The 25,379-nt window shown below is 73.1% G+C and carries 22 protein-coding genes; 10 read left to right on the forward strand and 12 right to left on the reverse strand.

Going from position 1 to position 25,379, the window contains the following annotated elements; all coding sequences use genetic code 11:
• Positions 1-111 precede the first annotated feature (111 nt).
• From KZX45_RS13940 to KZX45_RS13965, 6 genes are all read right to left on the reverse strand, one after another.
• On the reverse strand, positions 112-972 hold the full coding sequence (locus KZX45_RS13940; protein ID WP_248258356.1) for a dihydrodipicolinate synthase family protein: 861 nt from the start codon (positions 970-972) through the stop codon (positions 112-114).
• Between the two features lie 10 nt (positions 973-982).
• On the reverse strand, positions 983-2,059 hold the full coding sequence (locus KZX45_RS13945) for an exo-alpha-sialidase (protein ID WP_248258357.1): 1,077 nt from the start codon (positions 2,057-2,059) through the stop codon (positions 983-985).
• The gene (locus KZX45_RS13950) at positions 2,056-3,573 is read right to left on the reverse strand and encodes a tripartite tricarboxylate transporter permease (protein ID WP_248258358.1); all 1,518 of its coding nucleotides are present in this window, start codon (positions 3,571-3,573) and stop codon (positions 2,056-2,058) included. Before KZX45_RS13950 ends, KZX45_RS13945 begins: the two co-directional genes overlap by 4 nt.
• A complete protein-coding gene (locus tag KZX45_RS13955; protein ID WP_248258359.1) occupies positions 3,570-4,187 on the reverse strand; it encodes a tripartite tricarboxylate transporter TctB family protein in 618 nt (205 codons plus the stop codon). The genes KZX45_RS13950 and KZX45_RS13955 overlap by 4 nt, the downstream gene beginning before the upstream one ends.
• Entirely contained in the window at positions 4,187-5,188 is a 1,002-nt protein-coding gene (locus tag KZX45_RS13960; protein ID WP_248258360.1) for a tripartite tricarboxylate transporter substrate binding protein, read from the reverse strand. The genes KZX45_RS13955 and KZX45_RS13960 overlap by 1 nt, the downstream gene beginning before the upstream one ends.
• Before the next feature lie 68 nt (positions 5,189-5,256).
• Positions 5,257-5,943, reverse strand: coding sequence for a GntR family transcriptional regulator (locus KZX45_RS13965; protein ID WP_248258361.1), 687 nt, complete (start codon positions 5,941-5,943; stop codon positions 5,257-5,259).
• A gap of 166 nt (positions 5,944-6,109) precedes the next feature.
• Between KZX45_RS13965 and KZX45_RS13970 the strand changes: the two genes are divergently transcribed.
• From KZX45_RS13970 to KZX45_RS14015, 10 genes are all read left to right on the forward strand, one after another.
• A complete protein-coding gene (locus KZX45_RS13970; RefSeq protein WP_248258362.1) occupies positions 6,110-7,066 on the forward strand; it encodes a LacI family DNA-binding transcriptional regulator in 957 nt (318 codons plus the stop codon).
• A gap of 239 nt (positions 7,067-7,305) precedes the next feature.
• On the forward strand, positions 7,306-8,784 hold the full coding sequence (locus tag KZX45_RS13975; RefSeq protein WP_248258363.1) for an FGGY-family carbohydrate kinase: 1,479 nt from the start codon (positions 7,306-7,308) through the stop codon (positions 8,782-8,784).
• The gene (locus KZX45_RS13980; RefSeq protein WP_248258364.1) at positions 8,781-10,418 is read left to right on the forward strand and encodes a fucose isomerase; all 1,638 of its coding nucleotides are present in this window, start codon (positions 8,781-8,783) and stop codon (positions 10,416-10,418) included. Before KZX45_RS13975 ends, KZX45_RS13980 begins: the two co-directional genes overlap by 4 nt.
• Positions 10,415-11,194, forward strand: coding sequence for an HpcH/HpaI aldolase/citrate lyase family protein (locus tag KZX45_RS13985; RefSeq protein WP_248258365.1), 780 nt, complete (start codon positions 10,415-10,417; stop codon positions 11,192-11,194). The genes KZX45_RS13980 and KZX45_RS13985 overlap by 4 nt, the downstream gene beginning before the upstream one ends.
• A 38-nt stretch (positions 11,195-11,232) precedes the next feature.
• Positions 11,233-12,981: a dihydroxyacetone kinase family protein gene (locus tag KZX45_RS13990; protein WP_248258366.1), complete on the forward strand. Its 1,749-nt coding sequence runs from the start codon at positions 11,233-11,235 to the stop codon at positions 12,979-12,981.
• A gap of 43 nt (positions 12,982-13,024) precedes the next feature.
• Positions 13,025-14,095, forward strand: coding sequence for an autoinducer 2 ABC transporter substrate-binding protein (locus tag KZX45_RS13995; protein WP_248258367.1), 1,071 nt, complete (start codon positions 13,025-13,027; stop codon positions 14,093-14,095).
• A complete protein-coding gene (locus KZX45_RS14000; RefSeq protein ID WP_248258368.1) occupies positions 14,085-15,617 on the forward strand; it encodes a sugar ABC transporter ATP-binding protein in 1,533 nt (510 codons plus the stop codon). The genes KZX45_RS13995 and KZX45_RS14000 overlap by 11 nt, the downstream gene beginning before the upstream one ends.
• The gene (locus tag KZX45_RS14005; RefSeq protein ID WP_248258369.1) at positions 15,614-16,615 is read left to right on the forward strand and encodes an ABC transporter permease; all 1,002 of its coding nucleotides are present in this window, start codon (positions 15,614-15,616) and stop codon (positions 16,613-16,615) included. The genes KZX45_RS14000 and KZX45_RS14005 overlap by 4 nt, the downstream gene beginning before the upstream one ends.
• Positions 16,615-17,685 (forward strand): ABC transporter permease, encoded by a 1,071-nt coding sequence (locus tag KZX45_RS14010; protein WP_248258370.1) that lies wholly within the window; start codon positions 16,615-16,617, stop codon positions 17,683-17,685. The genes KZX45_RS14005 and KZX45_RS14010 overlap by 1 nt, the downstream gene beginning before the upstream one ends.
• 67 nt (positions 17,686-17,752) lie before the next feature.
• A complete protein-coding gene (locus KZX45_RS14015) occupies positions 17,753-18,640 on the forward strand; it encodes an NAD(P)-dependent oxidoreductase (protein ID WP_248258371.1) in 888 nt (295 codons plus the stop codon).
• 58 nt (positions 18,641-18,698) lie between these two features.
• Here KZX45_RS14015 and KZX45_RS14020 read toward each other — a convergent pair whose 3' ends face one another.
• Genes KZX45_RS14020 through KZX45_RS14045 form a run of 6 tightly spaced genes read right to left on the reverse strand, consistent with a single transcriptional unit; the run spans position 18,699 to position 25,312 of the window.
• A complete protein-coding gene (locus tag KZX45_RS14020) occupies positions 18,699-19,520 on the reverse strand; it encodes an HpcH/HpaI aldolase/citrate lyase family protein (protein ID WP_248258372.1) in 822 nt (273 codons plus the stop codon).
• Positions 19,505-20,290, reverse strand: coding sequence for a 2-oxo-hept-4-ene-1,7-dioate hydratase (gene hpaH / locus KZX45_RS14025; protein WP_248258373.1), 786 nt, complete (start codon positions 20,288-20,290; stop codon positions 19,505-19,507). Before hpaH ends, KZX45_RS14020 begins: the two co-directional genes overlap by 16 nt.
• Positions 20,291-20,338: 48 nt before the next feature.
• Positions 20,339-21,505 carry a 3,4-dihydroxyphenylacetate 2,3-dioxygenase gene (hpaD, locus tag KZX45_RS14030; RefSeq protein ID WP_248258374.1) on the reverse strand — a complete coding sequence of 389 codons (1,167 nt, stop codon included), beginning with the start codon at positions 21,503-21,505 and terminating at the stop codon, positions 20,339-20,341.
• 30 nt (positions 21,506-21,535) lie between these two features.
• On the reverse strand, positions 21,536-23,098 hold the full coding sequence (gene hpaE, locus KZX45_RS14035) for a 5-carboxymethyl-2-hydroxymuconate semialdehyde dehydrogenase (RefSeq protein WP_248258375.1): 1,563 nt from the start codon (positions 23,096-23,098) through the stop codon (positions 21,536-21,538).
• A gap of 13 nt (positions 23,099-23,111) precedes the next feature.
• Positions 23,112-23,828 carry a GntR family transcriptional regulator gene (locus KZX45_RS14040; protein WP_248258376.1) on the reverse strand — a complete coding sequence of 239 codons (717 nt, stop codon included), beginning with the start codon at positions 23,826-23,828 and terminating at the stop codon, positions 23,112-23,114.
• Complete coding sequence (locus KZX45_RS14045) at positions 23,810-25,312, reverse strand: fumarylacetoacetate hydrolase family protein (protein ID WP_248258377.1); 1,503 nt, start codon at positions 25,310-25,312, stop codon at positions 23,810-23,812. The genes KZX45_RS14040 and KZX45_RS14045 overlap by 19 nt, the downstream gene beginning before the upstream one ends.
• Positions 25,313-25,379: the final 67 nt, after the last annotated feature.

Raw genomic sequence — 25,379 nt, forward strand, 5'->3', positions numbered from 1 at the left:
AGAAGCGGGGCCGTCCTCCCGGGGGAGAGGACGGCCCCGATTCTCATGGTCAGCCCGGCGGAGGCCCCGCTTCTCGTCAGCCGGGCGGAGGGTAGCCTCGCCGCCCGGCGCCTACCCGTGCTGCGACACCGCCGCCTCGATCCGGCCCCTCAGCTCCGCGTCCACGGCGGGCAGGGCCATCCGGCTGGCCCACGCGGCGCCGGTGCGGGCGGCCATCGCGGTCTTGAGGCGGGGGATGGTCGGGCCCGTCAGGCCGACCACCTCCTTGACGCTGGCCTGGGCACGCTCCGCGGCCTCGCCGTCGCCGGCGTCCAGCGCGCGGGCGAGCGTGGAGAACGTCTCCGGGAAGGCCGAGGAGACGCCGGAGACGACGCCGGTCCCGCCCTGCTCGAGCACCCACGGCAGGGTGGCGTCGTCACCGGAGTAGAGCTCCTGGCCGTCCTGGAGCGCGGCGGCGTACTCGGTGAGCCGCGCCGCGGCCCCGCCGGACAGCTTCACGCCCACCATGCCCGGCAGCGCCAGGACGCGGCGCAGCACCTCCACCGGGACGTCCATGCCGGTGCGCTCGGGGAAGAGGTAGGCGTACACGTCGGCCTGGGGGAACGCCTCGGTCAGCGCCCGGAAGAACGCCACCACGCCGTCGTCGTCGGTGGGCAGGTAGTACGGCGAGAGCAGCGCGAACCGGCTGATGCCGAGGTCCGCCGTCGCCGCGGCGAGGCGGAGCACCTGGCGGGTGCTGCCGTGGCCGAGGTGGGCCACCACCCGCGCGGCGCCGAGCACCTCGGCGGCCACGCGGAAGAGCTCGACCCGCTCGTCGTCGTCCAGCGCGGGGAACTCCCCGGTGGTGCCGGCGACGAGCACGCCGTCGACGTGCGGGTCGATCGTGCGCAGGACGCTCTCGAACTCGGTGAGGTCGAGCGACCCGTCCTCGGTGAAGGGCACGGGGACGGCGCTGATGATCTGGGCGGGCATGGGCTTCCTTTCAGTGGAGCAGGCTGAGGGGGACGCGCGCCTCGACGATGCCGCGGCGCTGCCAGGTGTAGGTGATGACGAGGTCGGCGCCGGCGACGACGGCGGCCGGGTAGGAGTACTCGCCGACGCCGCTCGTCTCCACGCCGGCGTCGGCGGGGGAGAAGGACCACGGCGGCGGCAGGGCGGGGCGGCGGCCGGGGTCGTCGTCGACCGGGGTGAGCCCGTCCTCGACGACGACGGCGGCCTCGCGCCAGGTGTCGCCGTCGTCCGGGGAGACGGAGACGACCAGGGGGCAGCGGGCGCCCCAGTCCTGCGCCACCGGGTTGTGCACGCAGGCGACGGTGCCGTCGTCGAGAGCGACGGCCGCCAGCCCCGAGTTGCTGTTGGCCAGCGCCGTCGGCTCGGCGGGTGACCAGGTGCGCCCGGCGTCGTCCGAGCGGGAGCGGTACGCCGAGCCCTCCGTGCTGCGCAGGAGGGCGTGGACGGTCGGGCCGCTGCGCCAGAGCGCGGGCTGGATGACGCCGGCGCCGCGCAGGCCCCGGTGGTCCAGCGGCACGGGGGCCGGGGTCCAGGTGCGGCCGCCGTCGGCGGACCGGTCGACGAACGCGTCCCAGGACGCGTCGCCGTCCCACCGCTCGTGGGAGCCGGGGGCGAGCCAGGCCCCGTCCGGCAGCAGCAGGGGCGGGTTCCGCACCGGCCCCCGGCCTCCGGCGTCGCCCGGCACGAGCTCGGCCGGCTCCGTCCACGTCGCGCCGCCGTCGCCGGACCGGCGGAACCACGTGGCCCACCGGGAGATCAGCGGGCCGCGCTTGTAGAAGAGCCACACCGCGCCGTCCGGGCCGTGCGCCAGGACGGGGTTCCAGTGCGCCTCGCCCCCTTCCGCGACGACGGACGGCTCGCCCCAGGCGGCGGAGCCGGCGGGGCGGCGCGCGAGCCAGATGCGGTTGTCCGGCGTGCCCTCGCGGGTGCCGCCGAACCACGCAGCCACCAGGGCGCCGTCGACCGCGAGCACGCTCGAGGCGTGCGCCTGGCGCCAGCCAGGGTGGTCGACGGCGACCCAGCGCCGCGTCACGGACGGATGGATCATCGGGTCAGGGCCGGCTCGTCGGTGCTCGCGCCGGCGTCCCGCCCGCGGCGGGCCTTGCGGGCCCGTCCGATCAGGGGCAGCGCGAGGCTGAGCGCGGCGAGGGCGAGCAGCGCCGCGGAGATGGGCTGGGTGACCAGGATCGAGGGGCCGTCGATGATCAGGGCCCGGCGCAGGTTGGACTCCGCCAGGGGCCCGAGCAGCAGGCCCAGGACCACCGGACCCGGCGGGAAGCCGGTGCGCTTCATGACGAGCCCGGCCACGCCGGACGCGAGCATGACCCAGACCGTGTAGAGGTTGTTGGTGGTGGTGTAGGTGCCCACGACGCAGAAGATGAGGATGCCCACCCACAGGTAGTGGTTCGGCAGGTCCAGCAGCTTCACCATGCCGCGCATGCGCACGAGGCTGATGACCAGGGACAGCAGGGTCGCGACGATCATGATGCCGGCGATGCTGATCATCAGGTCCGGGCTGTTGGTGAACAGCGACGGGCCGGGCTGCAGGCCCCAGATGATCATCGAGCCGAGCATGACGGCCATGACCGAGTCGCCGGGGATGCCCAGCGCCATGGTCGTCGTCAGCGAGCCGCCGAGAGTGGCGCTGGAGGCGGTGTCCGCCGCCGTGAGGCCCTCGAGGGAGCCCTTGCCGAACTTCTCCGGGTGCTTGGACATGCGCTTGGCGCGGTCCCACCCGATGAGGCCGGCGATGTCGCCGCCGGCGGCCGGGACCACACCGACGACCATGCCGATGACGCTGCTGACCCCGAACGGCCTGGCCATCTGCCGGTACTCGGACCGGGTCGGCCACCACCGTCCGAGGCTGGAGATCGGCTTGACGTGATGCGCGCGGTGGGTGAGGAGCTGGTCGAAGAGCTCGGCGATGCCGAACAGGCCGATGATCACCGCGATGAACGGCAGGCCCGAGTTGAGGTCGTTGACGCCGAAGACGAACCGCGAGTCCCCGGTGATGGGGTCGCGCCCGACGGTGGCGATGGCCAGGCCGGCGATGCCCGCGAGCACGCCCTTGACCACCGACTTCGAGGAGATCGAGATCATGATGGTCAGGCCGAAGACCACCAGGGCGAACATCTCAGCCGGGCCGAACTCGAGGGCGATGCTGGCCACCGGCCGCGCCGCCACGAGGAACAGCGCCATCGAGAGCAGGATGCCGCCGGTCGTCACCATGGACGAGCTCACCAGGGCGAGGCCGGCCTTGCCCTGCTTCGCGAGCGGATAGCCGTCCAGGGTGGTCGCGATGGCGGCCGGTGTCCCCGGCGTGTTGACCAGGATGGACGGGATCCGGTCGCCGTAGTTGGCGCCCACGTAGATGGTGAGGAGGACCGCGAGCCCCTGCACGGGCTCCAGCGTGAGCGTGAAGCCGGAGGCGAGCGCCACGGCCATCGACCCGGTCACGCCGGGGAACGCGCCGACCAGCGTCCCCACCATGAGGCCGATGAGCAGGCAGACGGCGACGGTCGGGTCGAGCAGGGCGCCCAGGCCCTCGGCGACGGCGTTCACAGCGGCACCTTCAGGAGTGTGTGGAAGAGCAGGTAGATGAACCCCGTCATGACCACGGGGAAGAGGATGAGCGTCTTCCAGCCGCGGCCACCGAAGAGGTAGGTCGCGGCGACGAGGAAGATCGGCGTCACGACCAGGAAGCCGAGCGCGGGCCAGAGCAGCACGAAGACGACGGAGAGCACGACGGCGAGCCCGACACGGACCCAGCCCTGCCGCGTGGCCGCCTCGAGGTCGTCACGGTCGAACGGCGGACGGACGACGGCGACCACGAGCAGGAGCACCCCCAGGGCGAGGCCCGCGAGGCCGAGCAGCTCGGGCCACCAGCGCGGGTCGATGCCGTCCGTCTCGGTGCGGACCTTGATGGCGCGGGCCAGCACGACGAGGGCGCCGGACCCGACGACCGCGATGGCCGCGCAGACGATCTCCAGGCGGCGGGACGGCCGGGCGAGCGGGGCGTGGTCCGCCTCGCCGGCCGCCTCGACGGCGTCGGCGGCGTCGTGCGCGAGCAGCTCCTCGGCCGGCGGCACGCGATCGACGTGCGGGCCGGGCACCGGGGCTGCCCCGTCCGGCTGAGCGGACGGGGCAGCCGGCGTGCCCTTGCGGGAACGGATCATCAGCGGGCTCCGAGGATCTCTCCGAAGCGCTCGTACTCGGAGTTCACGAAGTCGGTGAACTCGGCCGAGTCGCGGTAGACGGGCAGGTTGCCGGCCGTGGTGATGGTCTCGATGAAGCCGTCCGAGTTGGCGGCCTCCTCGATGGCGGACTCGAGGGTCGAACGGACGTCGTCCGGCAGACCGGCCGGCGCGTAGATGCCGCCCCAGCCGCCGAACTCGAGGTCGTAGCCGGCCTCGGCAGCCGTCGGCACGTCGGGCATGTCGGGGTGGCGCTCGTCGTGGAAGATGGCGAGCGGGCGCACCTGGCCCTCCTTGTAGGCCGTGAGCGTCTCGCCGGCCCCGCCGACGGCGGCGTCCACCTGGCCGCCGATGGCCGCCGCGAGGGCGGGGGCCCCGCCGTCGAAGGGGACGGAGGCGAGCTGGGCGCCCGTCTCGTCCGCGAGCCCGAACGCCGCAGCCTCCCAGATGGAGCCCGCGCCGGAGTTGGCGACGGCGAGCTCCTCGGACTGGGCGGCCTCGACGAAGTCCTCGAGCGTCTGGTGGGGGCTGTCGGCGGGCACGGACAGGATGCCCGGAGCGAGCATGATCTGGCCGAGGAAGTCGTAGTTCGCCGGGTCGACGTCGAAGTCCTGGTGGCCCAGCATCGAGATCTCCACCGGGACGAAGCCGATGGTGTAGCCGTCCGGGTCCTGCTCGGCCACGTACTGCATGGCCGTGGAGCCGGACGCGCCGGGACGGTTCTCGACGATGATCGAGGTGTCCAGGATGGGCTCGAGCTCGGCGACGAGCGCGCGGGAGCTGAGGTCCGAGCCACCGCCGGCGGCGGCCTGGACGATGAAGTTGATGTCCTGCTCGGGGTAGCCCGAGGCCTCGCCGCCGTCGGTGGCGGCTCCGCCGTCGGCACCGTCGGCGGCACCGTCGTCGGCGCCGCCGGAGCAGGCGGCGAGGACGAGCGCGAGGGCGGACAGGGCGACTGCCGAGGTGAGTCGGGTGCGCATCATGGTTGTACAACTCCTTCGTCGGTACAGCGGGGGAGGGGTTCGCTCCGCCGGATCGGCGGAGGAGGGCGTTACGGGGTGGCGATGAAGCGGGCGTAGGCGGTGAGCATGCGGGTGCGCGAGCCGTCGATGTGCTCGCGCAGGACCGGGGCGACGGCCGCGTGGTCGCCGGCCCCGATGAGATCGAGCAGCTCGACGTGGTCGCGGTGTATCGGGGCGAGGTCCCGGTCCTCGGCGTTGGTGACCGAGAGCATCCCGGCGAAGGTCGGGCGGTACTGCTGCCAGATGCTGCCGAGCCTGCGGTGGCCGGAGTGGGCGTAGAACGCCGTGTGGAAGTCGAGGTCCGCCTCGGCGAACCCGACGGGGTTGGCCCGTTCGGCCGCGGCCCCCATGCGATCGAGCGCCGAGCGGGCCTCGGTGAGGTCGGAGCCTGCCTCCATGCACAGCCGGACGGCCTCGGCCTCGAGGACCTGGCGCAGGAGGTAGAGCTCCTCGATGTCCTCGCTGCGCAGCCCGATGACGAAGACGCCGCGGCGGCGGGACTCGACGAGTCCCTCGGTCTCGAGCTGGCGCAGGGCGTCCCGAACGGGCCCGCGGCTGACGTTGAAGCTCTCCGAGAGCTGGCTCTCGACGAGGTGGGTCCCGGCCTGCAGGTCGCCGGTGATGATCAGCCGCCGCAGGTGGTCCACCACGTGCTGGCCGAGCGCCGGAGCGGGCGGGATGGTGACGGCGTTGCGCAGAGCGCTGTTGACAGCCATCCAGGCCTCCTCGTCGAGGTGCGAAATCGATTACTCGGTTAACCGTTGACGGTGAACATAGAGCGTCGGACGTGCTGTGCGCAACCCCTGGGCCCGGAACTTGGGCTGCGTGCCGGTGGCCGGGCCGGCCACGGACCTAGAGTGACGACGACGGAAGGGGTGGCGGATGGCCACGATCGTGGAGGTCGCGGCGCTGGCGGGCGTGTCGACGGCGACCGTCTCTCGGGTGCTGAACGGGAAGAAGGTGCGACCTGACCTCGCCGAGGCGGTGCACCGCGCGGCCGCCGAGCTCGGCTACACCCCCGACCGGACCGCGCGCTCCCTGCGGCGCCGCCACAGCGACGTGATCGCCCTGGTGCTCCCGGACATCGAGAACCCTTTCTTCACGTCCCTCGCCCGCGGCGTGGAGGACGTCGCGCAGGAGGCCGGGCTGTCGGTGGTGCTCTGCAACACCGACGAGGACCCCGCGAAGGAGGAGAGGTACCTCGCGATCGCCGACAGCGAGAACATGGCCGGCGTGCTCCTCGCGCCGGCCACGGCCTCCCCGAACCTGCGGCCGCTGCTCGACCGCGGGCGGGCCGTCGTCGTGCTCGACCGTGCCGTGGCCGCACCCGTGGACCAGGTGCTGTTCGACAACGCCGAGCTCGGGCGGCGGGTCACCCGCGAGCTCGTCGGGCGGGGCCACCGCCGCGTCGGCTGCATCAGCGGCCCGGCCGGCACCAGCACGGCCGACGACCGTGCCGACGGCTGGCGCCAGGCGCTCGCAGAGGCGGGGCTGGACGTCGACGAGCGGCTGCTCGTCCGCTCGAGCTTCCGCGTCGAGGGCGGGCGTCGCGCGATGCTCGAGCTGCTCGCGCTCGACCGGCCGCCGGAGGCGGTGGTCGCCACCAACAACCTCGTCGGGGTGGGGGCCCTCCAGGTCCTGGCCGCCCGCGGGGAGTCCGCTCCCGAGGTCGGCGTCATCGGTGACCTGCCCTTCGTCACCTCCCGGACGGACGACCTCGTCGTCCTCCCGCTCGGGCCGAGGACGATGGGGGTCACCGCCGCCCGGCTGCTGATCGAGCGGGTCAACGGGCTCACCGAGCCGCCGCGCACGGTCGTGTCCGCCGTGGCGGCGTCCTAGGATCCGGAGGGTTCGCCCGCGCCGCCGCTGCCGAGGCCCCGGCGGGTCCGCCCTGCCGCGGGTGTCGAGGCCGCGGCCTCCCCTGGCGCGGGTGCCGAGGCCGGAGCATCCTCCGTGAGGACCGCCTTCCGCGCTCGCGACGGCGGTCCGGGGACAGGTCCTGAGCAGGAACGTCGGCGCTCGGCGCGTCGGGCGGGGGCCGGTTGCGCCGGTAATCGATTTCTGGCAGCGTCTCCGGCATGCGGCGGAGCGCGTACCTCGGTGTCGACATCGGCACCTCCAGCAGCAAGGGCGTGCTCGTCCTCCCCGACGGGGACATCCTCCGCACGGCGTCCCGCGCGCACACGGTCAGCCGGCCCGCGCCCGGCCACGTGGAGATGGATCCCGAGGTCTGGTGGGAGGAGTTCGTCGCCCTCGCCGGCGAGCTGACCGCCCCCGGAGACGTGGAGGTCGCGGCCGTCGGGGTCAGCGGCATGGGGCCGTGCGTCGTGCTCACCGACGACCGGGGGACGGTGCTGCGCCCGGCCATCCTCTACGGGGTGGACACGCGCGCGACGGCGCAGATCGAGCGGCTCGACGCCGAGCTGGGCCGGGAGGCGATCCTCGACCGGGCGGGCTCGGTGCTGTCGAGCCAGGCGGTCGGCCCGAAGATCGCCTGGGTGCGCGAGCACGAACCAGACGTCTACGCCCGCGCCCGCCGCCTCTTCATGCCCGCGTCGTGGCTCGCCCACCGGCTCACGGGCGAGTACGTGCTCGACCACCACTCGGCGAGCCAGTGCACGCCCCTCTACGACACCCGCGCCCTGGACTGGTACGCCCCCTGGGCCGAGCACGTCGCGCCGGGGCTGGACCTGCCCGCGCTGCGCTGGCCCGGCGAGCGGGCCGGCGTGACCCGCCGTGAGGTGGCCGGGATCCCGGCCGGGGTCCCGGTCATCACCGGCACGATCGACGCCTGGTCCGAGGCGGTCAGCGTCGACGCCCAGAACCCCGGCGACCTCATGCTCATGTACGGCACGACCATGTTCCTCATCGCCACGGTGCCCGAGCGCGTCACGTCCGAGCTGATGTGGGGCACCGTCGGGGCGTTCGAGGGCACGCGCAACCTCGCCGGCGGCATGGCGACGTCCGGGGCGATCACCTCCTGGCTGCGGGACCTGACCGGCGGCACCGACTACCCGACGCTGCTCGCCGAGGCCGCCGCCTCCGGCCCGGGCGCCCGCGGGCTGCTGGCCCTGCCGTACTTCGCGGGGGAGCGCACCCCGATCTTCGACCCCGACGCCCGTGGCGTGATCGTGGGGCTGACGCTTTCCCACACCCGGGGCGACCTCTACCGGGCGGTCCTGGAGGCGACGGCGTTCGGGGTCCGCCACAACGTCGACGCCCTCCGGGCGGCGGGCGCGCGGATCGACCGGGTGGTCGCCGTCGGCGGCGGCACCCAGGGCGAGCTGTGGACCCAGATCGTCTCCGACGTCACCGGCCTGCCCCAGACCATCCCCACCCGGACCATCGGCGCCAGCTACGGGGCCGCGTACCTCGCGGCCCGCCTGGTCGAGGACGTCTCGATGGCGAGCTGGAACCCCGCCGCCGAGGTCCGCGAGCCCGACCCGCGCGCCACCGCGCTCTACGACGACCTCTACCGCCACTACCTCGACCTCTACCCCGCCACCCGTGACGTCGTGCACGCGCTGGCGCGCCTCCAGCACGAAGGAGCCTCATGACCTACACCCTGCCTGCCCCGACGACCCCGGCGACCGCGCCGGAGCGCACCGCGTACCTCGTCCCCAGCGGCGACCTGCGCGAGTCGGCCAACGTCGCCGGCTGGCCCACCCAGGTCGAGCTCGAGAGGGTCGTCGCGGACGCCCTCGCCGCCAACGGCTGGGCCGTCGAACGGGCGCTCGGCGTCGACCCGGACACCGGGCACGGCTTCATCTCCAGCCAGCGGATGGGCCTGAAGGTCTTTCGCTCGATCCCACGCGACGCGCCGCTGATCGTTGCCACGGCCATCTGGCAGTACAGCCACCACGTCCTCGCCGGGCTGCGCAGCCACCGCGGGCCGATCCTCACCGTCGCGAACTTCGCGGGCGACTGGCCCGGGCTGGTCGGGCTCCTCGGCCTCAACGCCGGGCTGACCAAGATGGGCCGGCCGTACTCGACGATCTGGACCGTCGACGGCTCCGACGCGTGGTTCCGGGACGGCATCCGGTCGTGGCTGGAGACCGGCACCGTCACCCACGACGACAGCCACGTCCGCGACCTGCCGCCGCTCGGCCCCAGCCCGGAGCGGGAGCTGGGCGAGGCGCTGGCCGACCAGCTCCTGGACGAGAAGGCGATCATCGGCGTCTTCGACGAGGGCTGCATGGGCATGTACAACGCCATCATCGACGACGAGCTGCTCAACCCGCTGGGCATCTACAAGGAGCGGCTCTCCCAGTCGGCCCTGTGGGCCGAGATGCAGACCGTCACCGACGAGGAGGCCGACGCCGTCGGCCGCTGGCTCACCGAGGCCGGGATGACGTTCCGCACCGGCACCGTCGAGGCCACCGAGCTCACCGAGACCCAGCTGCGCTGGCAGCACAAGATGTACGTCGCCGCCCTGCGCCTCTCCGACGACTTCGGCCTCGACGCCGTCGGCATCCAGTACCAGCAGGGGCTGAAGAACCTCGCGCCGGCCTCGGACCTGGTCGAGGGGCTGCTGAACAACGTCGCCCGCCCGCCGGTGACCAGCCGGGACGGCTCCCGCGTGCTGTACGAGGGCAAGGCGCTGCCGCACTTCAACGAGGTGGACGAGGGGGTCGCCGTCGACGCGCTGATCACCAACCGCATCTGGACCGCGATGGGGCTGGACCCGGCCAACACGCTGCACGACGTGCGCTGGGGCGAGGAGTACGACGGGCAGTTCGTCTGGGTCTTCGAGATCTCCGGCTCGGTCCCGCCGTCGCACTTCGCGGGCGGCTACGCCGACGCCGAGGGCTGGCGCCAGGACCCGGTGTTCTTCCCCGCCGGCGGGGCGACGATCAACGGCGTGTCGAAGCCCGGCGAGATCGTCTGGTCGCGCGTCTACATCGCCGACGCCGGCCTGCACGTCGACCTCGGCCGGGCCAGCGTCGTCGAGCTGCCACCGGAGGAGACGGAGCGGCGCAAGCAGGCCACGAACCCCGAGTGGCCCATCGCCCACGTCGTCCTCCACGGCATCACCCGCGACCAGTTCATGGCCCGGCACAAGGCCAACCACGCCCAGGTCGTCTACGCCCCCGACGCCGCCACCGCCGACAAGGCCCTGACCGCCAAGGCCGCGATGTTCGCCCGCCTCGGCGTCGCGGTGCACCTCTGCGGCGACGTCACGCCGGTATGAGCCTGAAGCAGGCGTGGGCCGACGGCCGGGTCACCTTCGGCGTGTGGAGCGCCCTGGACGACCCGGTCGCCGCCGAGATCGTCGGCCGCGCCGGGTTCGACCTGGTGTGCGTCGACCTCCAGCACGGCTTCGCCGACCCCGGCTCGGCGACGGCGATCCTCGCCGCGCTGCACCGCACGCCGGCCGCGAGCGTCGTCCGGGTGGCGTGGAACGCGCCGGAGCAGATCATGCGCGCGCTCGACCTCGGTGCCGAGGGCGTGATCGTGCCGATGGTCGACGACGCCGAGCAGGCGCGCCGCGCCGTGGCCGCCTGCCGCTACGCCCCCGCCGGGCGCCGCAGCTGGGGACCGCTGTGGGGCGACGCGCGGCGCGGCGCCCCCGAGCCGGACGAAGGGGACCGCCTCGCCACCTGCATCCTCATGATCGAGACGGCCGACGGCCTGGCCAACGTCGAGGAGATCGTGCGGGTGCCCGGGGTGGACGCCGTCTACGTCGGTCCCAACGACCTGGCGCTCTCCCTCGGGCTCGGCCGCCGGCCGGAGGCGCCCGAGCTGGAGGAGGCGGTCCTGCGGGTCGTCGATGCGGCCCGGGGCGCGGGCGTGGCGGTCGGGATCGACCGGGCGGACCCGGCGGGCGCCCGCCGCTGGGCGGAGCGGGGGATGGACCTGGTCATCGCCGCCCGCGACTCGGTGCTGCTGCGCGAGGCCGCCGACCGTGCTGCCCGCGAGCTGCGGCGAACGGACGTACCGAGCGACGGCCACCCGTCCGGCGCCTAGTGTTCTCATCAACTCAGGATCGCAAGGGAGCTGGTCCCGTGAAGAAGATCATCAACGACCCCGCCGACTTCGTGGACGAGATGGTCGACGGCCTGCTGCTCGCCCACGGTGACGAGCTGCGGGCGGCGTCGGAGGACCGCCGTGCCCTCGTCCGCACGGACGCGGGCACCGGCGGAAAGGTGGGCATCGTGACCGGGGGCGGCTCCGGGCACCTGCCGTTCTTCCTCGGCTACGTCGGCCGCGGGCTGGCCTCCGGCGTCGCGGTCGGGAACGTCTTCTCCTCGCCGTCGCCCGAGCAGATCTATGCCGCCACGGTGGCCAGCGACGACGGTGCCGGCGTGCTCTACCTGTACGGGAACTACGGCGGCGACGTGTACAACTTCGACATCGCCGCGGATCTCGCCGCCGGGGACGGCATCCGCACCACCACAGTCCTCGGCACGGACGACATCCTCTCCGCGCCGGCCGACCGGGCGGACACCCGGCGCGGCGTCGCGGGCCTGATCCTCGCGTACAAGGCGGCCGGGGCGGCCGCCGACCGCGGCGACGACCTCGACGCCGTCACCGAGATCGCGCGCCGCGCCGTCGCACGCACGCGCACCATGGGCGTCGGGCTGTCCCCGACCATCCTCCCGGCCGCCGGCGAGCCGACGTTCACCCTCGACGAGGGCGAGATGGAGATCGGCATCGGCATCCACGGCGAGCCGGGGCAGCACCGCGGCCCGCTCGAGACGGCTGACGAGATCACCGACCGGTTCCTGGCCGAGCTGCTCGGCGAGCTGGAGCTGAGCGACGGCGACCGCGTCGCCGTCCTCGTCAACGGGCTGGGGGCCACGCCGCTGGAGGAGCTGTACCTGATCTACCGGCGCACCCACCGCACGCTCGCGGACCGGGGCGTCACCATCCACCGCCGGTACGTCGGCGAGTACGCCACCAGCCTGGAGATGGCCGGCGCCTCGCTCTCGATCCTCCACCTCGACGACGAGCTCGCCGAGCTGATCGACGCGCCCGCCCGCTCGCCCTTCTTCACCCAGGGGGCGGTGGCGCCGGCCGCGCCGGGGACGACGGCGCAGGGGACGGCGACGCAGGGGGCGACGGCGCAGCCGGCGACCACCAGGCCGCTCGCGAGCGGCCGGTCAGCCGCCGCCACGGGCGAGGTCCGCCGGACCGCCGAGCCCGGGCGCCTGCGCGAGGTCGTGGTCGCGGTGACCGGCCGGCTGCCCCGCTACAGCGACGAGCTGCGCGAGCTGGACGCCGCGCTCGGGGACGGCGACCTCGGCATCACCGTGGGCGCCGGCGCGAGGGCGGTCCACGACGCCGTCGCGGCCCTCCCCGACGACGCCCACCCCAGCGAGGTGCTCCGCGCCGCCGGCGTGGCGTTCTCCGGCGCGAACCCCTCCACCTACGCGGCGCTGGTGGGCGGCGGGCTGGTCGCCGCCTCCCAGGCGCTCACCGACGTCGACACGCTGGACGCCGCGGCGCTGACCCGCGCGACCCGGTCGCTCCTGGAGCGGATCCAGGAGCGTGGTGGCGCCGAGGTGGGCGACAAGACCGTCGTCGACGTCATCGCCCCCGTCCTCGCCGAGCTCGAGAGGTCCGACGGCCGGACCCCGGCCGAGGTGGCCCGGGCGAGCGTGGACGCCGCCGCCTCCGCCGTCGACGAGGGCGCCGGACGCACCTCGCGGCGCGGCCGCGCCAGCTGGGTGGGGGAGCGCAGCGCCGGGCACCGAGACCCGGGCTCCGTGGCCTTCCTCCACCTGCTCGAGGAGATCGCCGACGAGCTCTGACCGCCAGACCCCGCACGCGTCAACGAAGAACCGAGGAGACATCATGACCAGGATCCCCACGTCCCGCCGGCTGGCCGCCGTCGCCGTCGCCGCGCTCGCCCTCCCGCTCGCCGTCACCGCCTGCGGCAGCCTCGAGGAGGACGGCGACGGCGCGGCGCCCGGCGCCGGCGGCGGCACCTCCGCGCCGCCCGCCGGCGGCGGGGACGGTCCCACGATCGTCACCGTGCCCAAGCTGACGGGCATCTCGTGGTTCACCCGCATGGGCGAGGGCACCGACCGCTACGCCCAGGAGACCGGCGTCGACGCCTACATGCAGGGCTCCGGCCAGGCGGACGCCAACGCCCAGGTGCGCGTGATCGAGGACCTCCTCGCCGGCGGCGTCGACGCGCTCGCCGTCGTCCCCTTCCAGCCCGACGCCGTCGAGCAGGTCCTCGCCCAGGCGATGGAGGAGGACGTCATCGTCATCACGCACGAGGCGCCCGGGATCCAGAACGCCGACTGGGACCTCGAGGCGTTCCGCAACGAGGACTACGGCGTCAACCTCATGGACGAGCTCGCCTCCCGCATGGGCGAGGAGGGCGAGTACGCCGCCATGGTCGGCTCGCTGAGCTCCGCGACGCACATGGCCTGGGTCGAGGCGGCCATCGCCCACCAGGAGGAGACCTACCCGAACATGACGCACGTCGGGGACATCGTCGAGACCTCCGACGACTCCCAGATCGCCTACGAGCGCATGCAGGAGCTCCTCTCCGCGTACCCCGACCTCAAGGGCGTGCAGGGCTCGGCCTCCACCGACGTCGTCGGCGTCGGGCAGGCGGTCGACGAGGCCGGGCTGCAGGACACGATCGCCGTGGTGGGCACCAGCACCGCCAACGACGCGCGCGCCGGGCTGGAGTCCGGCGCGATCGACCTGATCGCGTTCTGGGACCCCGCCGACGCCGCCTACGCGATGAACGTGATCGCCAAGAAGATGCTCGACGGCGAGGAGATCACCGACGGCATGGACCTCGGCGTCGCCGGGTACGAGAAGATCACCCTCGACGGCAAGGTCATCTACGGCGACGAGGCGTGGATCACGGTGACCACCGACAACGCCGACGAGTATGACTTCTGAGGTCCTCCAGGACGGGGCGCCGCTCCCCGAGAGCGGCGCCCCGGTCGCCGTCGCCGTCCGCGGCATCACCAAGACCTACGGGACGGTCCGGGCGCTCGACGGTGTGGACCTGACGCTGCGGCGGGGGACCGTCCACGGTCTCGTCGGCGAGAACGGGTCCGGGAAGTCGACGCTGACCAAGATCATCGCCGGCGTCGTCACCCCGGACTCCGGCTCGATCGAGATCGACGGCGACCCGGTCGAGCACGTGGACCCGCGCACCAGCATCGCGCACGGCGTCCGCGTGATCTTCCAGGACCTCGCCCTCTTCCCCAACATGACCGTCGCCGAGAACCTCGTCTTCGAGGGCGAGGCGCCGATGCTGCGCCGGGTGAGCGGACGGGCCGCGCGCGAGCACGCGCGCCGGGCGCTGGACGCGCTCGGCCTCGACATCGACCCCGCGGCGCTGCTCGGGGACCTCTCGACGGCGGAGCGCCAGCTCGTCGCCATCGCCCGGACGGTCTCCTCCGACGGGCGCATCATCCTCATGGACGAGCCGACGGCGGCGCTCACCCACGACGAGATCGAGCAGCTGCTCGGCACCGTCCGCTCGCTCAGCGAGCAGGGGCTCTCCTTCATCTTCATCTCCCACAAGCTGCGGGAGGTCGTGTCGATCGCCGACGACGTCACGGTCATCCGCGACGGCCGGGTGGTGGCGTCCGGGGCCGCGGCCGACTACGACACCGACCGCATCACCTCGCTCATGACGGGCGGGGTCGTCGAGAACGTCCGCCGCGCCACGCCGGTCTCCTCCGAGGAGACGCCGGTGATGCAGGTCAGGAACCTGACGCTGCGGTCCAGCTTCCACGACATCGACCTCGACCTCTACCGCGGGCGGGTGCTCGGGCTCGCCGGACTGGTGGGCTCGGGCCGCATCGAGATCGGCCTCGCCCTCGCCGGCCTGGTCGGGCCCGAGCGCGGCGAGATCCGCCTGGGGGGGAAGGTGGCCCGGGACCTGCGGGGGGACCGCCGCCTGCAGTACGTCCCCGACGACCGGCTGACCGAGGGCCTGTTCCTCGGCTGGTCGATCGCCGACAACATCGTCACGAACAACCTCGACGAGGCGGTGGGCAGCGGCCGGACGCTGTCGACGGGGAAGATCAAGGAGCTGGCCGACCGCTGGCGCGGCCGGCTCGCGATCAAGACGCCCGACGTCACGAACCCGGCGCTGTCGCTCTCGGGCGGGAACCAGCAGCGCGTGCTGCTGGCCCGCGCCCTCGCGCCCCGCCCCGAGGTCATCATCCTGAACAACCCGACCGTCGGCGTCGACATCGGGTCCCGCGCGGACATCCACAACCTCGTCCGCGGGATCGCCGACGAGGGGACCGCTGTGCTCGTCATCTCGGACGAGCCGGCGGAGCTGCTGAGCGTGTGCGACGACATCGTGTTCGTCCACCGCGGGCGCATCATCGACGAGCGCCGTGCCGACTCGCTCGACGAGGAGGAGCTGTTGGACATCATCAGCAAGGGAGGCGCGTCATGATCCGCCGCGTCCTTGCCAGCCGCGAGGCCCTGCTCCTGGCGGTCATCGTGGTGCTGGCTCTCGTCTTCGGTCTCCTGGCACCCCAGTTCTTCTCGCTCGCGCACCTCTTCGGCATCGCCCGCAGCTCGGTCGTCATCGGCATCATGGCGCTCGGCCTGCTGGTCGTGCTGATCACCGGCGGCATCGACGTCTCCGTCTCCGCGACGGCCGTGGCGTCCATGTACATCACGGCGGTCCTCCTCACGGACCTGGACTACCAGGGTCCCTTCGTGGTGGCGGCGGTGCTGGCCTGCGTCGTCGGGGCGGTGTTCGGCCTCGTCAACGCCACCCTGGTCTCGCTGCTGAAGCTGCCGTCCCTGATCGTCACCCTCGGCACGCTGACCCTGTTCCGCGGGGGCCTCCTGGCGTTCGTCGGCACCGAGCGGCTGCGCGTGCTCCCGGCCCGGATGACCGAGTTCTCCAGCACCCAGCTCTTCACCGTCACCTCGGCCGGCCGGCAGGCGTCCCTGCACCTCGCGGTGCTCATCCTGGCGGTGCTCGCCGTCGCCCTCGCCCTGGCCCTGCGCCGGACCAACTGGGGCCGGAACCTCTACGCCGTCGGCGGCAACGAGGAGGCCGCCACCCGGCTCGGCGTCGCCGTGACCCGGGTCCGCTTCAGCGCGTTCGTGCTCGCCGGCACCCTGGCCGGCCTCGCGGGCCTGATGAGCGGCTCTCTCAACCGGGCCGCCGACCCGTTCACGATCGTGGGCACCGAGATGGACGTCCTCGCCGCCGTCGTGCTCGGCGGCGCCTCCGTCACCGGCGGACGGGGCACCGTCTTCGGCACGATGCTGGGCGTCCTGCTCATCACGATGGTCGGGGCCAGCCTCGTCCTCGTCGGCATCCCGTCGGCCTGGCGCCAGGCCTTCGTCGGGCTGTTCCTCATCCTCGGTGTCGGCGTGCCGGCCCTGAGACAACGGCGGGTCGAGCGTGCCCGCGGAGTGGTGGTGTCGGCCTGATGGACGCACGACTCGGCAGCAAGCTGCACATCGTCTCCCTCCTCGGGCTCGTGGTCCTGCTCTTCGTCGTCCTGAGCATCCTCGCGCCCAGCTCCTACCCGACCGTCCGCAACATCGTCTCGATGGCCAGCCAGATGGCCCCGATCGGCATCCTCGCCCTGTGCGTCGCGCTCACCTTCCTCATCGGCGGCATCGACCTCTCGATCGTGGCGGTGGCCAACGCCGCGGCCATCGCGGCGGCGAGGACCATCGCGGCCCTGGAGCCACGGACCGGAGTGGCGCCGGCCGTCCTGGTCGGCGTCGTCGCGGCGCTCGCCGTCGGCGTCCTCGCCGGGATCATCAACGGCACGCTGATCTCCTACCTGCGGGTGCACCCGATCCCGATCACCCTCGGCACGCTGGGGCTGTTCGCCGGCGTCTCCACCGGCCTCACCGGCGGCAGCACGGTCTACGGCACCGGGAGCCTGCGGTTCCTGGGGCGCGGGACCCTCGCCGGCATCCCGGTCTCCTTCCTCATCTTCGCGCTCCTGGTGGCCGCGCTGGCCTTCCTGACCACCAGGACGCGGTTCGGGTTCCGGATGTACGCGATCGGGGCGTCGGAGAAGGTCAGCAGGTTCGCCCGCATGGACGTCGAGCGCGCCCAGGTCGTCACCTACATCGTCAGCGGGCTGCTCGCCTCGACCGCCGGGCTGGTCATGTTCGCGGGCACCAACGCCGCGAACGTCTCCTTCGGCTCCTCGTTCCTCATCCAGGCGATCCTCGTGGCCGTCCTCAGCGGCGTGGACACCTACGGAGGACGGGGGCGCATCGCGCTCGTCATCCTCGCCGTGGCCGCCATGCAGCAGGTCCAGACCGGGATCAACATGGCGCTCGGGCGGTGGTCGGGGGCCAACTTCGCCGCCGAGTTCGGCTGGGGCGTCCTGCTGATCGCGGTGCTCGGCCTCAGCCAGCGGCTGGGCGACGGGACCCGCAGACCGGGCTGGCGGTTCTGGAGCCGGGACCGGGGCGGCGCCGAGCCGCCGGGCGGCGGGTCCGGCGTCCGGCCCGAGCAGTCGGTCGACGCGGTGTGACAGCCCCGAACCACGCACGGGTCCTCCGACCCGCGCACTCCACCCCTTCAGCAAGGAGCATCTCGATATGGCTCGCGTGACATTTCTCGGTCTGGGCACGATGGGGCGCGGCATGGTGAAGAACCTGCTGCGCGCCGGACACGCCGTGACGGTCCACAACCGCAGCGAGGGACCGCTCGCCGAGGTGGTGGCCCAGGGCGCGCAGGCGGCGCCGTCGGTCGCCGAGGCGGTCCGGGGGGCGGAGTACGTCATGTACTGCCTCGCGGACGACCAGGCCATCGAGGACGTGGTCCTCGGCGAGGGCGGCCTCGCGGGGCTGGTCCCCACGGACGCCCTGGTGATCGACCTCTCCACCGTCTCGCCCTCGGTCGGGCTCCGCGAGCACGAGGCGTACGCCGCCCGCGGCGTGCGCTTCCTGGACGCCCCGGTGTTCGGCTCGCGCGGCGAGACCGAGGCCGGCGGGCTGTGGGTGGTGGTCGGGGGACGCGAGGAGGACTTCGAGGCGGCCCGCCCCGTGCTCGAGCCCATCGCGGAGACCCTGCACCACATGGGTCCGGCGGGCAGCGGGCACCGGATGAAGCTGGTGGGCAACCTGCTCGTCGCCTCCCAGCTCCAGGCGCTCGGCGACGCGCTGGTGCTCGCCAAGAAGGCCGACCTGGACCTCGAGGCGGTGCTCGGGGTCCTCGACGTCACCGACTTCCGCACCCCGATCTACTCGGGGGTCGGCCGGCGCGTCCTGAGGGGCGACCACTCGCCTGACTTCGCGCTCAAGCTGCTCGTGAAGGACCTGCACCTCATCCGGCAGTTCGCCCGCGAGCTGGACGTGTCGCTGCCGTCGACCGAGGCCACCACGCGCGTGGCGGAGAAGGCGCTCGCGGAGGGCCTCGGCGAGGAGAACGCCTCCGCGATCATCAAGGTGGTCGCCGAGGAGGCGGGCGTCGGGCTCGCCCGCTGACAGACCCCGGCGCGCCCGCTCGGCAGCGGGCGCGCCGGTCGGCAGCGGCCGCGCCCGCTCAGTAGCTGGCGCGCCCGCCGTCGTCGGTCGCCGGCACGAACGCCGCCGCGAGCGCCTCGGAGGCGCGGGCGAGCAGCGCCACGTCCGCGCCGACGAGCACGTATGACGCACCCGCTTCCAGGTAGGCGCGCGCGACCGCCTGGTCGAACGCGTTGACCCCGACCGGCTTGCCCGCCGCGCGTACGGCCTCGAAGGCGCGGTGCACGGCGGCGACGACGTCCGGGTGGCTCTGCTGACCGAGCAGCCCCATCGAGGCGGAGAGGTCGGACGGGCCGACGAACACCCCGTCCACGCCGTCGACGGCCGCGATCTCGGCGGCGGCGTCGACCCCCTCCGCGGTCTCGATCTGCACGAACAGCGACACGTGCTCGTCGGCGTCCGCGAGGTACCGGTCGACCCGGTTCCACCGGGCGGAGCGGGCCAGGGCGGACCCGACGCCGCGCCGCCCGCGCGGCGGGTACCGCACGGCCTCGACGGCGGCCAGCGCCTCCTCGGCGGAGGAGATCATCGGCACCAGCAGGTTCTGCGCCCCGAGGTCGAGCACCTGCTTGATGGTCACGACGTCGCCGATCGGCACGCGCACCACCGGGGTGACCGGGTAGGCGGCGACCGCCTGGAGCTGCCCGAGCACGGACTCCAGGCCGTTGGGGGAGTGCTCCATGTCGATGAGCATCCAGTCCAGGCCCGCGCCCGCGCAGATCTCGGCGACGAGCGGGCTGCCCGAGCACACCCAGATGCCGGCGAGCGCGCGGGCGTCCGCGCCCCGGTCCTGCTGCTCCGCCAGGGCGTGGCGGAAGGTCGGTGTCAGGCGAAGCGGCATGAGATCGTCCCCAGCTCTCTGAAGTCGGCGAGCACGGTGTCGCCCGGGTGCACCCACATGGGGCGGGTGAAGGAGCCGGCGAGCACGAGCTCGCCCGCCTCGAGGCGGTCGCCGTGCTGGGCGAGCTTGTTCGCCAGCCAGGCGACGCCCATGGCCGGGTGGTTCAGCACCGCGGCCGCCACGCCGGTCTCCTCGATGGTCTCGTTGCGGTACAGGAGTGCCGAGACCCAGCGCAGGTCGGCCTCGCCGGGCCGGACCGGGTTCCCGCCGTAGACCATCCCGCCCATCGCCGCGTTGTCGCTGATGGTGTCGACGATCGTGCGGCCCTCGAGCTCGATGCGGGAGGAGAGGATCTCTAGCGCCGGGACCACGTACTCGGTGGCCCGCAGCACGTCGAAGACCGTGGCGTCCGGGCCGTCGACCGGCTCGGCCAGCATGAAGGCCAGCTCGACCTCGATGCGCACGTTCGAGAAGCGGGCGTGCTCGATGACGGAGCCGTTCTCGAACACCATGTCGGCGAAGATCGCCCCGTAGTCGGGCTCGTCGATGCCGGTGGCCGCCTGCATGACCTTCGACGTCAGGCCGATCTTGCGGCCGACCGGCCGTCGCCCGGCAGCGATGGCACGGCGCCGCCACTCGTTCTGCACGGCGTAGGAGTCCTCGACGGTCATCCCGGGGTTCCGGGCGGTCAGCAGCGGCACCATGGTGCGGTCGCGCTCGGCGGCGGCGAGCTCGTCCGCGATCGCGGTGACGGTCTCAGGCGAGAGCATCCGATCCTCCTGGTCGTGCCCCGCGGTCGGGACCGGTGAGGTGGGCGGTCACAGCTGGTGGCCGAGCTTGTACTCGCCCTGCTTCCAGCTCGGCATCGACTCCTCGCCCTCCTCGCGGCGGGTGTAGGAGAAGCCGTCTGCCCCGATGGTCACCGCCATCTCGCTGGAGTCGGTGCGCTCGACGACGGGCCTCGGGTTGCCGTCGAGGTCCAGGACGAGGGACGCCTCGGTGTACCAGGACGGCACGACCGGGTTGCCCCACCAGTCGCGGCGCTGGTTGTCGTGGACGTCCCAGGTGACGACCGGGTTGTCGGGGTCGCCCGTGTAGTAGTCCTGCGTGTAGATCTCCACGCGGTGGCCGTCCGGGTCGCGCAGGTAGAGGTAGAACGCGTTGGACACCCCGTGCCGGCCGGGCCCGCGCTCGATGCGGTCCGACATGCGCAGGGCACCGAGCTTGTCGCAGATCGCGAGGATGTTGTGCTTCTCGTGGGTGGCGAAGGCGACGTGGTGCATGCGGGGCCCGTCGCCGCCGGTCATGGCGGTGTCGTGGACAGTCGGCTTGCGCCGCATCCACGCGGCGTACACCGTCCCGTCCTCGTCCTGGATGTCCTCGGTGACGCGGAAGCCGAGGTCCTGCATGAACTTCGTCGCGCGCGGCACGTCCGGGGTGACCTGGTTGAAGTGGTCGAGGCGCACGAGCGCGCCCGGGGTGTAGAGGTCGTAGCGCCACGCGAGCCGCTCGACGTGCTCGACGTCGTGGAAGAACTCGTACGGGAAGCCCAGGGGGTCCTCCACGCGCACCGAGTCGCCGATGCCCCGGGTGAAGCCCTCCGCACGGCGCTCCACGCGGCAGCCCAGCTCGGTGTAGAACGCGACCGCCCTGTCGAGGTCCTCCGGCGTGCGCACCCGGTAGGAGAACGCGGCGACGGCGGCGACCGGGCCCTGGCGGAGCACGAGGTTGTGGTGGATGAACTCCTCGATGCTGCGCAGGTAGACGGCGCCCTCGTCCTCGGCGGTCACCGTCAGGCCGAGCACGTCGACGTAGAAGTCGCGCGAGCGCCGCAGGTCGGTCACGACGAGCTCCATGTACGCGCAGCGCAGGATGTCCGGCGGCGGCGAGCTCGGTGTGGGGACCGGGTTGTCGGTGTGGATGGGTGCCTCCTGCGACACGAAGAAGCCGGAGGTGGTCTGGGTCATCTGGTCACGCGTGGTCACGTCAGCGTCCTTGCCTCTCGTTCGGGGGTGTCAGCGCGGGTCCGGGTCGTCCAGGTCGGTCGCGGCGTGCGGGTCGACCTTGCCGAAGGTGGGGTTGTGCACCTTGCCGAGCGTGATGTGCACGGCCTGCTGGTCGGTGTAGAAGTCGATCGAGCGGTAACCGCCCTCGTGGCCGAGGCCCGAGGCCTTCACGCCGCCGAAGGGGGTGCGCAGGTCACGGACGTTGTTGCTGTTGAGCCAGACCATTCCCGCCTCGACGGACTGGGCGAAGTTGTGCGCCCGCTTGAGGTCGTTGGTCCAGACGTAGGCGGCCAGCCCGTACCGCACACCGTTGGCGAGCTCAAGGGCCTCCTCCTCCGTGTCGAACGGGGTGATGGCGACGACGGGGCCGAAGATCTCCTCCTGGAAGATCCGGGCGTCCGCGGCGACGTCGGCGAAGACGGTCGGGGCCACGTAGTTGCCCGTGTCGAAACCCTCTGGCCGCCCGCCGCCGGCGACGAGACGCCCCTCGGTCTTCCCGATCTCGATGTAGCTCATGACCTTGTCGTAGTGCTCGGGGTGCACGAGCGCCCCGACCTCGGTCCTCGGGTCGTGCGGGGGCCCGACGACGACGCGCTTCGCCTGCGCGGCGTAGCGCTCGACGAACTCGTCGTACACCGCGCGCTGGACGAGGATGCGGCTGCCCGCCGTGCACCGCTCGCCGTTGAGGGAGAACACCCCGAAGATCGTCGCGTCGATCGCGGCGTCGAGGTCGGCGTCGGCGAAGACGACGGCGGGGGACTTGCCGCCGAGCTCCATCGACAGGCCCTTCAGGAACGGTGCCGCGTTGGCGAAGATGATCTGGCCGGTGCGGCTCTCGCCGGTGAAGGAGATGAGCGGCACGTCCGGGTGCTTGACCAGCGCGTCGCCCGCGTCCTCGCCGAGCCCGTTGACGAGGTTGAACACGCCCCGGGGCAGGCCGGCCTCCTCGAAGATGCCCGCCCACAGGGACGCCGACAGCGGCGTGAACTCGGCCGGCTTGAGCACGACCGTGTTGCCGGTCGCCAGCGCCGGGCCGAGCTTCCAGGACTCGAGCATGAAGGGCGTGTTCCACGGCGTGATGAGCCCGGCGACGCCGATCGGCTTGCGGTTGACGTAGTTGATCTGCCGGCCGGGCACCTTGTAGGTGTCGTCGGCCTGGGCGACGATCAGGTCCGCGAAGAACCGGAAGTTCTCGGCGGCGCGGCGGGCCTGGCCGAGCGCCTGGGTGATCGGCAGGCCGGAGTCGAAGCTCTCGAGCTCGGCGAGGCGGGCGTCGCGCGACTCGACGATGTCGGCGATGCGGTGCAGGACGCGGGAGCGCTCGCGGGGCAGCATCCTCGGCCACGGACCCTCGGCGAACGCGCGCCGGGCCGCCGCGACGGCGCGGTCGACGTCGGCCTTCTTCCCGGCCGCGGCGCGCAGGTAGGTCTCGTTAGTGACCGGGTCGAGCACGTCGAACGTGTCGCCGTCGGCGGAGTCGACGAACTCGCCGTCGATGTAGTGCTGGATGCGGTCGGGCAGGTCCGCGGGCAGGTAGCGGGCGGCCGTCGCGGTCGTGTCGGTGCTGCTCATGGGATGCCTCCGGTCAGTGGGCGGTGAGGACGTCGGCCGGGCCGGCGTCCTCGGGGTGCTCGTGGGTCAGGTAGGCGGCGAGCGTGGCCGAGCGGTGGCGGCGGGCCGCCCGCTCGACGTCCGCCAGGGGGGCGCCGGCCTCGATGAGGTGGACGATGTGCTCGTGCTCGCGCACGGACTCCTGCGCGCGGCCCGGCACGAAGCTGAACGTGGAGTCGCGCAGCTGGCCCAGCCGGCCCCACTCCGCGGTGACGAGGTCGAGCATGCGCGGGTTCGGGCACGGCGCGTAGAGGATCGAGTGGAACTTCTGGTTCAGCGCCGTGAAGGAACGGGGGTCGAAGTGGTCGAGGGTCTCGACCATGAGGCCGTTGATCTCCCGCGCGCGGCGCAGGTCCTCGGCCGTCAGGTGCGGTGCCGACAGCGCCGTGGCGGCCCCCTCGAGGATCGCCAGGGCCTCCATGCTGTGCCGGTACTGGGAGTCGTCGATCATCGACACGTGCGCGCCGACGTTGCGCTCGAAGGTCACCAACCCCTCGGCCTCGAGCTGGCGGATCGCCTCGCGCACCGGCACGACGCTCATGTCGAGCTCCGCCGCGATGGAGGCGAGCACCAGGCGGTAGCCGGGCGTGAACTCCTGGTTCGCGATGCGCTCCTTGAGCCAGTGGTAGGCCCGCTGCGACTTGCTCGGGGCGGGCGCCGACGGCGTCTCCGTCACCTGCTCGCGCGCCATGCGTCGTACCTCGCTCTCCACTCGGCGTTCATCGGGAACAGGCCGTCGACCGGGTGTCCGGCCGCGACCTGCTCGGCGATCCACGCGTCCTCGTCCTCCTGGGCGAGGGCCGCGTCGGCGACCTCCTCGGCGAGGGCCGGGGGGATGACGACGACGCCGTCCCGGTCCCCGACGACGACGTCGCCGGGCTGTACGGTCGTCCCGCCGCACGCGATCGTGACGTCCGCGTCCCACGGCACGTGGCGGCGGCCCAGGACGGCCGGGTGCGCGCCCTTCGTGTACACCGGGATGCCGACGGCGGCCACGGCGTCGTGGTCGCGCACGCCGCCGTCGGTGACGATGCCCGCGGCGCCGCGGGCGTGGGCGCGCAGGGCGAGGATGTCGCCGAGCGTGCCCGACCCCTCCTCGCCGCGGGCCTCGATGACGACGACCTCGCCCTCGCCGACGGTGTCGAACGCGCGCTTCTGCGCGTTGTAGCCCCCGCCGTGGCCGGCGAACAGGTCCTCGCGGTTCGGCACGAACCGCAGGGTGCGGGCGGTGCCGACGAGCTTGGCCCCCGGGTGCATCGGCCGGACGCCGTCGACGGTGACGTTGTTCAGGCCACGCCGGCGCAGCTGCGCGCTGAGCCCGGCCACCGGCGCCTTCGCGAGCTTCTCCCGCAGCTCCGGGGTCAGGCGGAACGGCTCGGGCTCCGGCTCGAGGCCGGCGGCGGCGCGCGACCCCCACGCCTCGGCCCGCTGGACGTCGTCGACGGCCGGCAGCGAGCCCAGGGCGCCGTCGAACCCGTGCTCGCCCTGCGTGACGGTCGTGACGAGCCGGCCCGAGCCGGGCGCGCCGGGCGCCTCGGGGGCGTCGACCTCGACCTCGACGACGTCGCCGGGGACGACGACGGAGGAGCCGGCAGGGGTGCCGGTGAGGATGAGGTCTCCCGGCTCGAGCGTGAAGTGCTGGGAGAGGTCGGCGACGAGCTGGGGGAGCGGGAAGAGGAGGCCGGCGGTCGTGTCGTCCTGGCGCAGCTCGCCGTTGACCCACGTGCGGAGCCGGAGCGCGGCCGGGTCGACCGTGCGCGCGTCGACGAGGACGGGGCCGACCGGGGTGTACCCGTCGCCGCCCTTGGAGCGCACGTTGGAGCCCTTGTCGTTCGCGCGCAGGTCGTAGAGCCCGAAGTCGTTCGCCGCCGTCACCCACCCGACGTGGTCCCACGCGTCGGCGAGGCCGACCCGGCGGGCCGCCGTGCCGATGACGAGCGCGATCTCGCCCTCGAAGGCCAGCAGCTCGGTGCCCGCCGGTCGCTCGATGGTGGCGCCGGACGGCGCGACCGAGCTCGACGGCTTGAAGAAGTAGGAGGGACGGGCGGGGCGGCGGCCGCGCTGGTCCGCGCGCGACGCGTAGCTGAGATGGATCGCGATGATCTTGCCCGGACGCCCATGCAGGGCGGAGAACCGCTCGTCCGTGCGTGCGCCGATCGTGGTGTCTTCAGTCATGAGCTCCCTCGCCCCTTGCTTTGTATCCGAAATCGTATATCATCGTCCATCACGAGGCAAGCCGAAG

The organism is Georgenia sp. EYE_87 (assembly GCF_023148685.1).
Classification (GTDB): Bacteria; Actinomycetota; Actinomycetes; order Actinomycetales; family Actinomycetaceae; genus Georgenia.